This is a genomic window from Immundisolibacter sp. (genome assembly GCF_050250495.1).
Classification (GTDB): domain Bacteria; phylum Pseudomonadota; class Gammaproteobacteria; order Immundisolibacterales; family Immundisolibacteraceae; genus Immundisolibacter.
In genome coordinates, this window is sequence record NZ_JBFWOM010000021.1 from 1 (window position 1) to 14,843 (window position 14,843).

General features: G+C 69.7%; 12 protein-coding genes and 1 pseudogene. 7 read left to right on the forward strand and 6 right to left on the reverse strand.

Features of this window, described 5'->3' with window-relative positions:
- From AB7F93_RS11940 to ntrC, 6 genes and pseudogenes are all read left to right on the forward strand, one after another.
- Positions 1-341 (forward strand): annotated as a pseudogene (locus AB7F93_RS11940) (hypothetical protein); the annotation flags it as partial.
- A gap of 202 nt (positions 342-543) precedes the next feature.
- Entirely contained in the window at positions 544-2,859 is a 2,316-nt protein-coding gene (locus AB7F93_RS11945) for a penicillin-binding protein 1A (protein WP_428303136.1), read from the forward strand.
- Between the two features lie 215 nt (positions 2,860-3,074).
- Positions 3,075-4,484: a glutamate--ammonia ligase gene (gene glnA, locus AB7F93_RS11950; RefSeq protein ID WP_428303137.1), complete on the forward strand. Its 1,410-nt coding sequence runs from the start codon at positions 3,075-3,077 to the stop codon at positions 4,482-4,484.
- 46 nt (positions 4,485-4,530) lie between these two features.
- Positions 4,531-5,115 carry a DUF4124 domain-containing protein gene (locus AB7F93_RS11955; RefSeq protein WP_428303138.1) on the forward strand — a complete coding sequence of 195 codons (585 nt, stop codon included), beginning with the start codon at positions 4,531-4,533 and terminating at the stop codon, positions 5,113-5,115.
- A gap of 39 nt (positions 5,116-5,154) precedes the next feature.
- Positions 5,155-6,252 (forward strand): nitrogen regulation protein NR(II), encoded by a 1,098-nt coding sequence (gene glnL, locus AB7F93_RS11960; protein ID WP_428303139.1) that lies wholly within the window; start codon positions 5,155-5,157, stop codon positions 6,250-6,252.
- Positions 6,249-7,679 (forward strand): nitrogen regulation protein NR(I), encoded by a 1,431-nt coding sequence (gene ntrC / locus AB7F93_RS11965; RefSeq protein ID WP_428303140.1) that lies wholly within the window; start codon positions 6,249-6,251, stop codon positions 7,677-7,679. The genes glnL and ntrC overlap by 4 nt, the downstream gene beginning before the upstream one ends.
- Before the next feature lie 16 nt (positions 7,680-7,695).
- Here ntrC and xth read toward each other — a convergent pair whose 3' ends face one another.
- Together xth and AB7F93_RS11975 are read right to left on the reverse strand one after the other, a co-directional pair.
- Positions 7,696-8,481, reverse strand: coding sequence for an exodeoxyribonuclease III (xth, locus tag AB7F93_RS11970; protein ID WP_428303141.1), 786 nt, complete (start codon positions 8,479-8,481; stop codon positions 7,696-7,698).
- A gap of 41 nt (positions 8,482-8,522) precedes the next feature.
- Positions 8,523-9,755 carry a DEAD/DEAH box helicase gene (locus AB7F93_RS11975; RefSeq protein ID WP_428303142.1) on the reverse strand — a complete coding sequence of 411 codons (1,233 nt, stop codon included), beginning with the start codon at positions 9,753-9,755 and terminating at the stop codon, positions 8,523-8,525.
- A 191-nt stretch (positions 9,756-9,946) separates the two neighbouring features.
- Here AB7F93_RS11975 and AB7F93_RS11980 point away from each other — a divergent pair, with 191 nt between their 5' ends.
- The gene (locus tag AB7F93_RS11980) at positions 9,947-10,681 is read left to right on the forward strand and encodes a J domain-containing protein (protein ID WP_428303143.1); all 735 of its coding nucleotides are present in this window, start codon (positions 9,947-9,949) and stop codon (positions 10,679-10,681) included.
- A gap of 14 nt (positions 10,682-10,695) precedes the next feature.
- On the opposite strand, the gene AB7F93_RS11985 is transcribed toward AB7F93_RS11980, so the two are convergent.
- From AB7F93_RS11985 to AB7F93_RS12000, 4 genes are all read right to left on the reverse strand, one after another.
- Complete coding sequence (locus tag AB7F93_RS11985) at positions 10,696-10,872, reverse strand: YbdD/YjiX family protein (RefSeq protein ID WP_428303144.1); 177 nt, start codon at positions 10,870-10,872, stop codon at positions 10,696-10,698.
- Positions 10,869-12,893, reverse strand: a complete 2,025-nt coding sequence (locus AB7F93_RS11990; protein WP_428303145.1) for a carbon starvation CstA family protein — start codon at positions 12,891-12,893, stop codon at positions 10,869-10,871. Before AB7F93_RS11990 ends, AB7F93_RS11985 begins: the two co-directional genes overlap by 4 nt.
- 124 nt (positions 12,894-13,017) lie before the next feature.
- Positions 13,018-14,301, reverse strand: coding sequence for an O-acetylhomoserine aminocarboxypropyltransferase/cysteine synthase family protein (locus AB7F93_RS11995; protein ID WP_428303146.1), 1,284 nt, complete (start codon positions 14,299-14,301; stop codon positions 13,018-13,020).
- Positions 14,302-14,305: 4 nt separating this feature from the next.
- Positions 14,306-14,767: a CoA-binding protein gene (locus tag AB7F93_RS12000; protein WP_428303147.1), complete on the reverse strand. Its 462-nt coding sequence runs from the start codon at positions 14,765-14,767 to the stop codon at positions 14,306-14,308.
- Between the last annotated feature and the right edge of the window lie 76 nt (positions 14,768-14,843).

A 14,843-nucleotide genomic window follows, 5' to 3' on the forward strand; every position in this document is an offset into this window, starting at 1 on the left:
ACTTCGCGCTCGGCTGGGGCCGCATGACGGACGCGGCGGTCGTCGATCGCCTCGACATCCACCAGGGCGGGCGCTGGTACTACTGGCGCTACCAGGGCGCGCCGCCGCTGCCGGAAGACGAAATCGTCCGCTCCAGCGCCAACACGCACCTGATCCCGGCGAACCGCGCCGTCGCCAAGGCGCTCGCTCGCGCCAAGGCCGGCCGGCGTGTGACGCTGCGCGGTTATCTGGTGGAGCTGGCCGCCAGCGACGGCTGGCACTGGCGAAGCTCCCTGCGCCGCGACGACAGCGGCGACGGCGCCTGCGAGCTGCTGTATGTGCAGGCGGTAACGTTCCCCTGAAACTCATTCAACCGGCGGTCGCCCCTGGAAACCCGCGGCGCCCCCTGCACGGCACGACGCCATAGAATCGCCGCATGAATCTGCACCCTGCGCACTGTCGTCACACCCGGTCGCCTGCCGCCCTGATCGCCGCGGGCCAGTCGGCGTCCCGTTCGCCCCCACGCGGCCGCATCGCCTGCAACCGCACGCGACCCCGGCACGCATGAGGCGGCTGCTCGCTGCGCTGCTGTCGGCGCTGGTCGGCGCGACGTCCCTGCTCGCCATCGGCGTGGTGGGGTTCTACGTCAAGCTCGAACGCAAGCTGCCGTCGGTGGACGAGCTGGAGCAGGTGCAGCTTGCCCAGCCGCTGCAGGTCTACACCCGCGACGGCAAGCGGCTGGCGGAGTTCGGCGACGAGCGGCGCATCCCGATCGACCACCGCCACCTGCCGCCGGTGCTGGTGCAGGCCATCCTGGCGGCCGAGGACAGCCGCTTCTTCGAGCACCCCGGCTTCGACAGCCGCGGCCTCGCACGCGCTGCCTGGGAGCTGGTGCGCACCGGCGAGCCGCAGCAGGGCGGCAGCACCATCACCATGCAGGTGGCGCGGAACTTTTTCCTGAGCCGCGAGAAGACCTTCTTGCGCAAGGCGCGCGAGATCCTGCTGGCGGTCCGCATCGAGCAGAACTTCAGCAAGGACGAGATTCTCGGCCTGTACGTCAACAAGATTTTTCTGGGCGGGCGCGCTTACGGCTTCGGGGCCGCCGCGCAGCTGTACTTCGGCCGGCCGCTGGAACAGCTCGACGTGGCCGAGGTGGCGCTGCTGGCCGGCCTCCCGAAGGCGCCCTCGCGCGACAACCCGCTGGCCAACCGCGCGCGGGCGCGCGAGCGGCGCGACTACGTACTGGGCCGGATGCACGTCCTGGGCTACCTCGACGACGCTGCCTACCAGCGCGCCCTCCAGTACCCGGACACCGCCGGCCGGTACGGCTTCATCCCGGAACTGGACGCCCCGGACGTTGCCGAGATGGCGCGCGCCTGGGCCATCCAGCGCTATGGCGACGCGGCGTACACGGCCGGTTACCGGATCATTACGACCATCGACAGCGCGCAGCAGATCAGCGCCACCCGGGCGCTGCGGGCCGGCCTGCTGGCCTACGACCGTCGGCACGGCTATCGCGGCCCGGCCGCGCGCCTCACGCCGGCCGAGCTCGCCGACCCGGCTCGCCGGCTGGCGCTGCTCAACCGTTTACCGCGGCCAGGCGCGCTGCAGGCGGCCGTCCGCCTCACCAGCGGCGACTACCTGCTGGCGCCGACCGGCGAGGTGGTGGTGCCCGACCGAATCGACGCGAGCCGTCTTGGCCGGCAATTTCAGCCGACCGCCGGGGATGTGGTGTATCTGGCGGCCACCGAGCAGGGCTGGCAGGCGACGCAGCCGCCCGAAATCGAGGGCGCATTCGTGGCACTAGAACCCGCCAGCGGCGCCATCAGCGCGCTCGTCGGCGGCTACGATTTCCAGCGCAGCAAGTTCAACCGCGCCCTGCAGGCCAAGCGGCAACCCGGTTCGACCTTCAAACCGTTCCTCTACGCGGCCGCGCTGGCGAAGGGTTATACGGCCGCGTCGGTCATCAACGACGCGCCGGTCGCCTATCCGGCCAACGTCGAAGGCGGCTTCTGGCGGCCCGAGAACTACACCGACCGGTTTTATGGCCCGACGCGCCTGCGCGAAGCGCTCGCGCACTCCCGCAACGTGGTGGCGGTGCGCCTGCTCGACGCGGTCGGCGTGGGCTTCACACGCCGCTACTGCCTGCGTTTCGGCTTCGCACCGGACACGCTGCCGCCGAATCTGTCGCTCGCGCTCGGCACCGCCTCGGTCACGCCACTGGAGCTGGCCGCCGCCTATGGACCGATCGCCAACGGCGGTTACCGCATCAGCCCGTACTGGGTCGCGCAGGTTCTCGACGCGCCGGGCGCGGTCGTCTGGCAGTCGCCGCGGGTGGTGCCGTGCGAGGCAGACTGCGACAACGTGATGACGGCCGACACGCAGCCCGCGCCGCGCGCCATTCCGGCGACCGACGCCTACGTCCTGTACTCCATGCTGCAGGACGTGATCGTGTCAGGCACCGCCGTGCGCGCCCGGAGCCTCGGGCGGCCGGACCTCGCCGGCAAGACGGGCACCACCAACGACGAGCGCGACGCCTGGTTCGTCGGCTTCAACCCGTCTCTGCTGGCGCTCGGCTGGGTCGGTTTCGACCAGCCGCGGTCACTCGGCAAGGGAGAGACGGGCGCGCGCGCGGCGTTGCCGATCTGGATGGACTTCATGGCCGACGAGCTGCCACGACAACCGGTGGTGGCGATGGCTGTCCCGGACGGGATCGTGTCCATGTGCATCGACCGCCACACCGGCCTGCTCGCCCAACCGGGCGCCCCGGACAGCCAGTTTGAATGGTTCAGCGCCGATCGGCTGCCCGCCGCCGCCAGCACCTCCGGCAGCCAGGACGTCGCGTCGCCGCATCCGGCGAGCGAGGCCACGCTGTTTTGATTGCACTACAATGGGGCGGCCCGCACAGCGGACGCACCGCATTGACCGACGCCCGCGCGCCTGTCGCAGGCAAAATGTCCGTAGTGCGCGCGATTGGCCTTGGCACACCCGCTGCTTTCCTCGCCGCGGTGCGTCGGTGCCGCTGGTGACGTCCATCCGTACCCGATCGTTTGCCCTATCGCCCCGTTCATCCATCCGTCAAGGAGCCTTACTCAATGTCAGCGTCCGATGTGCTCAAGAGAATCGGTGAGCAGAACGTCAAGTTCGTCGACCTGCGGTTCACCGACACGCGCGGCAAGGAGCAGCACGTCACCATTCCGGCCAAGGCTGTGGACGGTGATTTCTTCGAGCGCGGCATGATGTTCGACGGCTCGTCCATCGCCGGCTGGAAGGGCATCAACGAGTCCGACATGGTGCTGATGCCGGACACGGCCACCGCCGTGCTCGACCCGTTCACGGATGAAGTCACCATGAACCTCACCTGCGACGTGCTGGAGCCGCACACCATGCAGGGCTACGAGCGCGACCCGCGCTCGGTGGCACGCCGGGCCGAGGCGTACCTGAAGTCCACGGGCATTGCCGACACGGCGTTCTTCGGGCCGGAACCCGAGTTCTTCATCTTCGACGACGTGCGCTGGGGCGCCGGGCTGTCCGGCTGCTTCGTCGAGGTCGATTCCGAGGAAGCGCACTGGCGCTCGGCGGGCAGCTTCGAGGCCGGCAACAAGGGCCACCGGCCGCGCGTCAAGGGCGGTTACTTCCCGGTGCCGCCGGTCGACTCGCTGCACAACGTGCGCACCGCCATGGTGATGGCCATGGAAGAGATGGGCCTCGACATCGAGGTGCACCACCACGAGGTGGCGACCGCCGGCCAGTGCGAGATCGGCGTCAAGTTCAACACGCTGGTGCGCAAGGCCGACGAAGTGCAGGTGCTCAAGTACGTGGTGCTGAACGTGGCCCACAACTACGGCAAGACCGCCACCTTCATGCCCAAGCCCCTGGTCGGCGACAACGGCAGCGGCATGCACGTGCACCAGTCGCTGTCCAAGGGCGGTGTGAACCTGTTCGCGGGCGACAAGTACGGCGGGCTGTCGGAACTGGCGCTGTTCTACATCGGAGGCATCTTCAAGCACGCCCGCGCGCTGAACGCCATCACCAACCCGGGCACCAACAGCTACAAGCGCCTGGTGCCGGGCTTCGAGGCGCCGGTGATGCTGGCCTACTCGGCTCGCAACCGCTCGGCCTCGGTGCGCATTCCGTGGGTGTCCAGCCCCAAGGGCCGGCGCATCGAGGTCCGCTTCCCGGACCCGACCGCCAACCCGTACCTGGCCTTCTCGGCGCTGATGATGGCCGGCCTCGACGGCATCAAGAACAAGATTCACCCCGGCGAGGCGATGGACAAGGACCTGTACGACCTGCCGCGCGAGGAGGCCAAGGCCATCCCGCAGGTCTGTCATTCGCTCGACATGGCGCTGGAAGCGCTGGACGCCGATCGTGACTTCCTGACCGCCGGTGGCGTGTTCACGGACGACATGATCGACGGCTACATCGACCTGAAGATGGAAGACGTCACGCGCCTTCGCATGACGACCCACCCGGTCGAGTACGACATGTACTACAGCAGCTGACGACGGCCGCGGGGGCCTTCACGCGAAGGCCCCCGTTTTCCGGTCGTTGCCGGTCCGCAACCGGACACCCATGACCCATACCCGACGCCTGCTCGCCTGCGCCCTGCTGATCGCACTGCCCTGGTCGGCCGCGGCAACGCGCGTGTACAAGTCGACCGCGCCCGACGGCAGCACGGTGTATTCGGATCAACCGAGCCCCCAGGCGACCGAGGTTGAGGTCGCGCCGTCAACGCCCCCGCCCGCACCGGCGGTCTCACCGGCCAGTGCCGCGCCCGCGGCGGCGCCCGACACCGCTCCACCGGTTGCCTACAAGACGCTGCGCATCACGGCGCCGGTCAAGGATTCCGTGCACTGGTTTGGCGCAGGCGCGGTGGCCGTCAGTGTCGACATCGCGCCGCCGCTCGCCGAGGGGCACCTGCTGGTACCGATCCTGAACGGGGTCGCGCAGGGCGATGGCGTGGCCGGCAACGGCTTCAACCTGACCGATCTTGACCCGGACACCTACAGCCTGTCCGTGGCGATTCGTGACGCCGCCGGCAAGACCTTGAAACAGAGCGCGGCCGTTCGTTTTCACTTCAAGCGGCAATCGGTCAATCTGCCATCCCGCCGCCCGCCGCCGAAGGGCCGGTGATGACTGATCGGCGACGCCGGCAACTCGCGTCGTCCATCGATGAACAACGCCCCCAAAGCGCCGCCCGGCCCTGACGACTTTCCGTCCCGCGCCGTCCTCGACACACTGCGCACGGCGATCCTGGTGATCGACGCCGCCCGCAAGGTGAGTTACCTGAACCAGGCCGCCGAGGAGTTGCTCGGCGCCAGCGCGCGCCAGCTGCGCGGCCAGCCCCTCGACTACGTGCTGCACGACGCCGCGCTCGGCGCGATCGTCCGCGAAACGGTCGATCGTCAACAGGCGGTACTGCGGCACGACCTCGACTTCGGCCTGCCCGGCAGCCCGCCGCGGCGCTTCGATTGCTGGCTCACGCCGCTCGACGGGGCGCAGCGCGGCGGGCTGATCATCGAAATTGCTGCTACCGGCAGCGTCGGGGATGCGCAGCGGGAGGGCCATCTGCTGGCCCAGCAGGAAGCGAACCGCCTGATGCTGCGTGGCCTCGCGCACGAGATAAAGAATCCGCTCGGCGGCCTGCGCGGCGCGGCGCAGTTGCTGGAGCGCGAACTCGCCGACCCGGACCTGACCGAGTACACGCAGATCATCATCGGCGAAGCCGACCGCCTGAAGAACCTGATCGACCGCATGCTGAGCCCCGGGCCGGCGCCGGAAATGGCCCGCGTCAGCGTGCACGAGGTGCTGGAGCGGGTACGCGCGCTGGTCGCCACCGACCTGCCGCCGGGCCTCGACATCGAATGCGACTACGACCCCAGCCTGCCGGACCTGTGGGGCGACCGCGAGCAACTGATCCAGGCGCTGCTGAACCTGGTCCGCAACGCCGTGCAGGCCGTCGACGAGGGCAATGTCCGGCCCGGCCAGGTGTTGCTGCGTACGCGGGTGCGCCGTCGCGTCACCATCGCCGGGCGCCACCACCGCCTGCTCGCGCAGGTGGACGTGGTCGACAACGGGCCCGGCGTGCCGGAGAACCTGCGCGAGCAGATTTTTCACCCGCTGGTCACCGGTCGCACGACGGGCACCGGGCTTGGCCTGTCGATCGCGCAGTCCCTGGTCAGTCGGCACGAAGGCTGCATTAACTTTCACAGCATGCCGGGCAACACGGTGTTTTCCGTGCTGCTGCCGCTTGCCGGAGAACGCCGATGAATCGCCAGGAACGCGTGTGGGTGGTCGACGACGACCGCTCCATACGCTGGGTGTTGTGCCGGGCACTGCAGAGCGCCGGCTTTCAAGCGATCGAATTCGAGGACGCCGAACGCGCGAGCGCGGCGCTGGCTGACAACGAGCCGGACGCCATCGTGTCCGACGTGCGCATGCCCGGACGCAGCGGCTTCGACCTGCTGGCCGAGCTGCGCGAACGGGCGCCGCAGGTGCCAGTGATCATTACCACCGCCTACCCGGACCTTGACAGCGCCGTTTCGGCCTTCCAGGGCGGCGCGTTCGAACACCTGCCAAAGCCGTTCGATGTCGATGACGCTGTCGATCTGGTGAGCCGCGCCATCGCCCAGCGACGCGAAACGACCGAACCGGCCGAACTGGTCACTCCCGCCGCGCCGTCGGACATGATCGGCTCGGCACCGGCCATGCAGGAGGTGTTCCGTGCCATCGGCCGGCTGTCGCGCTCCAGCATCAACGTGCTCATCACCGGCGAGTCCGGCACCGGCAAGGAACTGATCGCGCGCGCCCTGCACCGCCACAGTCCGCGCAGCGGGGGGCCGTTCATCGCGCTCAACATGGCCGCCATCAACCGCGAGCTGCTGGAGTCCGAGCTGTTCGGCCACGAGCGCGGCGCCTTCACCGGCGCGCAGGCGCTGCGCCGCGGGCGCTTCGAGCAGGCGCACGGCGGCACGCTGTTCCTGGACGAGATCGGCGACATGCCGGCCGAGCTGCAGACGCGCCTTCTGCGCGTGCTGCAGGAGGGCGAGTTCTACCGCGTGGGCGCCCACGCGCCGCTGCAGGTGGACGTGCGCGTGATCGCCGCTACCCACCAGAACCTCGAAGCGCAGGTGCAGGCCGGCAAGTTCCGCGAGGACCTGCTGCACCGCCTGAACGTCGTGCGCATCCGCGTGCCGCCGCTGCGCGAGCGGCGCGAGGACATCCCGGGCCTGGTACAGCATTTCCTCGCTCGCGCCGCCAAGGAACTGCAGGTCGACTGCAAGACGGTGGCGCCGGACGTGTCCGCGCGCCTTGCCAACTTCGACTGGCCGGGCAACGTGCGCCAGCTCGAAAATGTGTGCCGCTGGCTGACCGTGATGACGCCGACGCAGACGGTGCGCGCAGACGACCTGCCGAGCGAGGTGCTGGGTGCGCCGGCCGCCGTGGACGCGGACTGGCAAAGCTCGCTCAGGCGCTGGGCGGCCGGTCGACTGGCGAGCGGAGAGCGCGGCGTGATGAACGACCTGACGCCCGCCTTCGAACGGCTGATGATCGGCGTTGCGCTCGAACGCACCGGCGGGCGCCGTCAGGAAGCGGCGCTCTTGCTGGGCTGGGGCCGCAACACGCTGACGCGCAAGATCAAGGAACTCGGCATCGCCGATTCGGAAACCGACGCCGACGCCGAAGCGGAGGATTGACCCCTAGCGGCAGCGGTCAGCCGAGCGCTTGGCCGTCTAGATCCAGCAGCAGCGGCGCGTGGTCCGATGGCCGCTCGGCGCGGCGCAAGTCCATCTCTACCCGACACGCGCGGCAGGCCCGCAGCACCGGCGCACTCGCCAGGATGTGGTCAATGCGCAGCCCGTTGTTGCGCCGAAAGCCCGCCGCCCGGTAATCCCACCAGGTGAAGGCCTGCTGGTGCGGGTTCAGATGACGAAACGTGTCGGTGAGGCCCAGCGCCTCGATCCCGGCAAGCGCCGCACGTTCCGCCGGGCTCACCAACACCTGCCCTTCCCAGGCGGCCGGGTCGTGTACGTCGATGTCGGCCGGCGCGATGTTGAAATCGCCCATCACCAGTAACTTCGGCCAGCGGGCAAGCGCGTCCTTGAGATAGTCGCGAAAATCGGCGAGCCAGCCGAGCTTGTACGCGTACTTGTCCGAGCCGACCGCGCTGCCGTTCGGCACGTAGGCGTTCACCACGTGCAGGTCACCGAAGCAGGTCGCGATGAAGCGCCGGTGCTCGTCCACCGGCCGGACACCGGGCAGCGCCAGCCGCGCATCGCTCCCCGTAGCACGGCTCAGGATGGCAACGCCGTTGTAGGTGCGCTGGCCAGTGAACAGCGCCTGGTAGCCGGCCGCCGCGAGTTCCGCCAGCGGGAAATTCTCATCGACGAGCTTGGTCTCCTGCAGGCCGACGATGTCCGGCTGCGCGTGGGCCAGCCAGTCCAGCAACTGCGGCAGGCGCACGCGCAGCGAATTGACGTTCCAGGTGGCAATTCGCATGTCGGGTACCGGCCGGGCGACGAAATGCCGAGCTTATCGCCTCAGCGGCGCGGCCCGCGTTCCGGGCGCCGGGCGCCACCGTGGCGCGGCCCGCCGCGCATGGGCGGCCGGGGTTCCGGCGGGGCATGCACGGCGTGCGGTGAGGGCTCGTACCCCGGCAACACCTGCGGGGCGATGCGCTGCTTGACCAGGCGCTCGATGTTGCGCAGCAGGTCGACTTCGTCCGGCGACACCAGCGAGATGGCGTGCCCGGTCCGGCCGGCGCGGCCGGTGCGGCCGATGCGGTGCACATAGTCGGCCGGCACTTCCGGCAGGTCGTGATTCACCACCAGCGGCAGCTGATCGATGTCGAGCCCGCGGGCGGCGATGTCGGTCGCCACCAGCACGCGCACGCTGCCGTTCTTGAAGCCTTCCAGCGCCCGCGTGCGCGCGCCCTGGCTCTTGTTGCCGTGGATGGCGGCGCTCTTGAGGCCATCCGCTTCCAGCTGCTCGGCCAGGCGATTGGCGCCGTGCTTGGTGCGGGCGAACACCAGCACCTGCTGCCAGTTGTTGCTGCCGACCAGCCAGGACAGCAGCTCGCGCTTGCGCCCCTTGTCGACGGCGTATGCCACCTGGTCAATCTGCGCCGCCGTCGAGTTGCGCGGCGCCACGTCGATCTCCACCGGCTGGTGCAGGAACTGCGCCGCGAGCGCGCGGATGTCGCCCGAAAACGTGGCCGAGAACAGCAGCGTCTGGCGGCGCTTCGGCAGCAGCGCCAGGATGCGGCGGATGTCGCGGATGAAGCCCATGTCGAGCATGCGGTCAGCTTCGTCGAGCACCAGGATTTCCACCCGGTCGAGCGCGCAGGTGCCCTGCTGCAAATGGTCCAGCAGGCGGCCCGGTGTCGCCACCAGCACGTCCACGCCGCGCGCGAGCGCGCTGATCTGCGGGTTGATGCCGACGCCGCCGAAGATCACGGCGCTGCGCAGGCGAAGGCCCGCGCCGTAGTCCTTCACGCTCTGCCCCACCTGCGCCGCGAGCTCGCGGGTCGGGGTGAGCACCAGCGCTCGAACGGACTTCGGCCGTGCCGGCTGATCGCTCTCAGCCAGGCGCTGCAGCATGGGCAGCGAGAAACCGGCCGTCTTGCCGGTGCCGGTTTGCGCGGCGGCGAGCACGTCCTTGCCGTCCAGAATGACCGGGATGGCTTGCTGTTGAATGGGGGTTGGGGTGTCGTAGCCGTGCGCGGACACAGCACGGCACAGCTCGGCCCGCAGGCCAAGGGTGGCAAAAGGCATTTAGATTCCTGAGGTGGGCCTGCGCAGGAGAGCCTGCGGTCGGTCCAGGCGAGAGAGGGTTGGAAACGGCCCGCGATGGGCTCGTGCAGACGCGGCGCGGACCGAAGCGCACCGACGAAGGGGGCAGAGTGTAGCGCATGGCGCGCGGGTATCCTTCTACCACCCGAACGGCGCGTCTGGCGCAATGGCACATGTCACGACCCAACCGGCGCAATTACTACCGCATCCTGCACGTGCAGCCGGACGCCCACGAGGCGGTCATCCGCATGGCCTACCGCACGCTGCTGCAGAAGCTGCGCGCGCACCCGGACCTCGGCGGCGATGGCGCCACGGCAAGCCTGATCAACGAGGCCTATGCCGTGCTGTCGGACCCGGAAAAGCGCGCCGCCTATGACGCGCAGCTCGGCTCGCCCCGCCCGCGCGCCACCGCCGAGCCGGCAGTGAGCCCGGCGCCTGCGCCAGTGCGAGAACGCACGGCCGCGTTGCCGGCGGCGAGGGCTGTCGGGGGCGATGCGTGCCCCTTCTGCGCCGCACCTCTGCCCGCAGCGCCGGCCCGACCTCGGCGCTGCGCGGGGTGCGCCAGCCCGCTCACGCCGCCGCCGCCGACGCAGCAGATGAGCGACGCGCGGCGCGCGTTCGAGCGACAGACGCGGGCGATGCCGGCCGAGTATTTTCTGCACGGCGATGCCGCGCCACGGCCGGCGATGCTGCTGGATTTCTCACCCCGCGGCGCGCAGCTGTCGACCGCGGACGCGGTCGCCGTGGACGTGGTCGCCGCGCTCAAGACGCCGCTGTTCGACGCGCTGGCGCGGGTGGTGCACTGCGGGCCGGTCTCAAGCACCGACGACGCCTGGCTGCTGCGGCTCGAATTCCTGACGCTGGCCCTGCTGGCGCCCGCCGGCAGTTTGGTGTCGACCCGCGTGTAAGCCGCCGCGCGGCCTCAACAGCAGCGCTTCACCTTGGCCCAGGCGGCGGCCTCGCGCTGCCGGAAAAACGCCCGCCGGTCGAGCGGTGCGCAGCCAGGATGCGCCGTAGCGTGATGGACGAGATACCGCTCGTAGGCATCGTCGCCGGACACCGCCCGCAGCCAGCCCCAGAACGCGCGCAGCGCCTTCACGCCCGGCCCTCCGCCATGACGCCCGCACCGGCCCGCCAGTGCCGCAGGCACACGCGCGCCGTGTCGGCCAGGATCAGCCACAGCAGGCCCGCGAACAGCACCGTGAGCCAACCGTCGAGGCGCATGTTGGCGATGAGCTGCGGCGCCACGGCGGCCTTCTCGGGCGGCAGCGCGCCGCTGGCGAGCTTGGCGGCAAGATCGTTCGCGCCCGCGAAAAACCCTAGCCGCGGGTCGTCGCTCATCACCTTCTGCCACGCCGCGGTGCTGGTGACGGCCGTCAGCCACGCCAGCGGCAGCCCGGTGACCCAGAAATACCGCTCACGCCCGGACTTCACCAGGATGGCGGTGGCCACGCACAGCGCGATGCCGGCGAGGATCTGGTTCGAGATGCCGAACAGCGGCCACAGGATGTTCACTCCGCCGGCCGGGTCGATCACGCCGATGTACAGGAAATACCCCCACGCCGCCACGAACACGCCGCTGCACAGCAGCACCGACGGATACCAGCTGGTGCGCCCCAGCGCCGGTACGAAGTTGCCGAGAAAATCCTGCAACAGAAACCGCCCGACGCGGGTGCCGGCGTCGAGCGTGGTGAGAATGAAGATCGCCTCGAACATGATGGCGAAGTGGTACCAGACCGCCAGCAGCCCCTGGCCGAAAGCGCTGCTGAAGATGCTGGCCATGCCGACCGCGAGCGACGGCGCGCCGCCGGTGCGGCCGAACAGCGTCGCCTCGCCCATGTCGCGCGCCAGCTGCTGCATCTGGTCGAGCGCCACCGGGAAGCCCCAGGACGAGATGGTCGCCACCGCCTGCGCCCCCTCGCCCACCACGCCGGGCGCGGTGTTGATGGCGAAGAACACGCCGGGCTCCAGCACGCAGGCGGCGATCAGCGCCATCATGGCCACGAACGACTCCAGCATCATGCTGCCGTAGCCGATCATGTGCACGTCGCGCTCGTCGGTGAGCAGCTTCGGCGTGGTGCCGGAACTGACCAGCGCGTGAAAGCCCGAGATCGCCCCGCAGGCGATGGTGATGAACACGAACGGGAACACCTTGCCGGCGAAGATCGGCCCCGTGCCGTCCACGAACTGCGTCACCGACGGCATGTGCAGCACCGGGTTCAGCCACAGGATGGCGACGGCGAGCAGCGCCACGGTGCCGAGCTTCATGAAGGTGGACAGGTAATCGCGCGGCGCGAGCAGCAGCCACACCGGCAGCACCGCGGCGGCGAAGCCGTAGATCATGATCGCGTAGGCGATGGTGAGCGGCGCGTGGTCGAACCACGCCCGCAGCGTCGGGTGGTGGTCCACCCAGCCGCCGCCCCACACGGCCAGCAGCAGCAGCGCGACGCCGATGGCGCTGCCCTCCAGCACCCGCCCGGGGCGGATGCCGCGCATGTAGATGCCGACCAGAATGGCGATCGGTATCGTCGCCGTCACCGTGGCCGTGGCCCAGGGGCTGTGCTTCATCGCGTTCACGATGATCAGGCCCAGCACCGAGATCAGGATCACCAGAATCATCAGCGTGCCGACCAGCGCCGCGGCGCCGCCGACGGGGCCGAGTTCGTCGCGCGCCATCTGCCCCAGGCTGCGGCCGTCGCGGCGGGTGGAGGCGAACAGGATCACCATGTCCTGGATGCAGCCGCCGAGCACGGCGCCGATCAGGATCCACAGCGTGCCCGGCAGGTAACCGAACTGCGCGGCGAGCGTCGGCCCGACCAGCGGGCCCGGCCCGGCGATGGCCGCGAAGTGGTGACCGAACACCACCCAGCGGTTGGTGGGCACGAAATCGCGGCCGTCGTTGATGCGCGTGGCCGGCGTCGGGCGGCCATCCACCAGCAGCACGCGCGTCGCCACCCAGGCGCCGTACACGCGAAAGCCGATGGCGTACACGCACACCGCGGCGGCGATCAGCCACCAGGCGTTGATGGCCTCCCCGCGCGCGAGCGCAATGCCCGCAAACGCGAGCGCACCGAGCGTCGCGACGCCCGCCCAGAAGATCAACCGGCTGAATCGAGCCATACGCGTTTTCTCCTCCCCAGATGCCCGCTCGTGCGGGCGCATCGCAGCGTGATTCGGGCGGTCATTGTCCCGGAATGCCGCCGCCCGTTGCGCACTCACTCGGGCAACGGGTAAGGGCCTCGGGCTATGCGCCCGCCGCGGCGAGCGCCTGATCGATGTCCCACAGGATGTCGTCCACGTGCTCCAGGCCCACCGACATGCGCACCATGTCCGGCGGCACGCCGGCGGCGAGCTGCTGGTCCGCGTCGAGCTGGCGGTGCGTGGTGGATGCGGGGTGGATGATCAGCGTGCGCGTGTCGCCGATGTTGGCGAGATGGCTCATGAAGCGCGCTGATTCGATGAACCGCACGCCGGCTTCGAGCCCGCCCTTCACGCCGAACGCCAGCACCCCGGACGCGCCGCGCATCTGGCGCGTCACCAAATCATGCTGTGGATGCTCCGGCAGGCCCGGGTAATTCACCCAGCCAACGCGCGGGTCGGCGCGCAGGAATTCCGCCACGCGCAGCGCGTTGTCGCAGTGGCGCTCCATGCGCACCGGCAGCGTCTCGATGCCCTGCAGGATCTGCCAGGCACTCATCGGCGACAGCGCCGCGCCGTACACGCGCAGCGTTTCCATGCGCGCCCGCATGGTGAAACCGAAGTCGCCAAAGGTCTCGTAGAACTTCACGCCGTGGTAGCCGGGCGAGGGCTCGGTCATGCCCGGGAACTTGCCGTTGTCCCAAGGGAAGGCGCCGCTCTCGACGATCACCCCGGCCAGCGTGGTGCCGTGCCCGCCGAGGTACTTGGTGGCGGAATGCACCACGATGTCCGCGCCGAGCGCGATCGGGTTGCACAGAAACGGCGTCGGCACGGTGTTGTCCACCACCAGCGGCACGCCGTGCGCGTGGGCGATGTCCGCCACGGCCGGGATGTCCAGCACCGCAAGACTCGGGTTGCCGAGCGTTTCGGCGAACACAGCGCGCGTGGTCGGCCGCATGGCGGCGGCGAAGGCTTCCGGCTGCGTGGCGTCCACGAAGGTGGTCTCGATGCCGAACTTGGCGAGGTTCACCGCCAGCATCGTCACCGTGCCGCCGTACAGCGCACCGGCCGCCACCACGTGGTCGCCCTGCTCCAGCAGCGTCATCAGCGCCATCGCTTCGGCCGCCATGCCGCTGGCGGACGCCACCGCGGCGCGCCCGCCTTCCAGCGCCGCGACGCGTTCCTCCAGCGCCGCCACGGTGGGGTTTGAAAGGCGCGAGTAGACGTTGCCGAAGGTCTGCAGGTTGAACAGCGCGGCGGCGTGCTCGGCGCTGTCGAACACGAAACTCGTGGTCTGGTAGATGGGCAGCGCACGGGCGCCGGTCTCGGCATCCGGCACCTGGCCGGCGTGGATGGCCAGCGTCTCCGGCCGGAACTGATGATCCGCCATTGCCTCAGCGCCCCCGGCGCGCGGAAATCACCCGCGTGTTCACGCCCGCCCAGTGCAGCCCGCCGAACAGGCGCGCGTGCTCGATCTTGACGCAGCGGTCCATCACGGAATCCAGCCCCGCCGCGCGCGCCAGGGCATCGGCTTCGAGGTTCCGCACGCCGATCTGCTGCCACAGGCACTTGGCATCGATGGCGATCGCCTGCTCGGCAATCGGCAGCACGTCTTGCGTTCGGCGGAACACGTCCACCAGGTCCACCGGGTGCGGAATGTCGGTAAGGCTCGCGTAGCACCGCTCGCCCAGCACCTCCTCATAGCGCGGATTCACCGGCACGATGCGGAAGCCGTGCTGCTGCATGTACTTGGCGGCAAAGTAGCTCGGCCGATGCCACTCGGCGGACAGCCCGACCACTGCAATGGTGCGGCAGGCGGTGAGGATGCGGCGCAGCGTGGGGGCATCGGTGTTCATTGTGCCGATGGTAACAACGGATGATGGGACGGCCGCCGGGCCGGCTGCACCGATTCGTCCAGAACTGAACCTGACG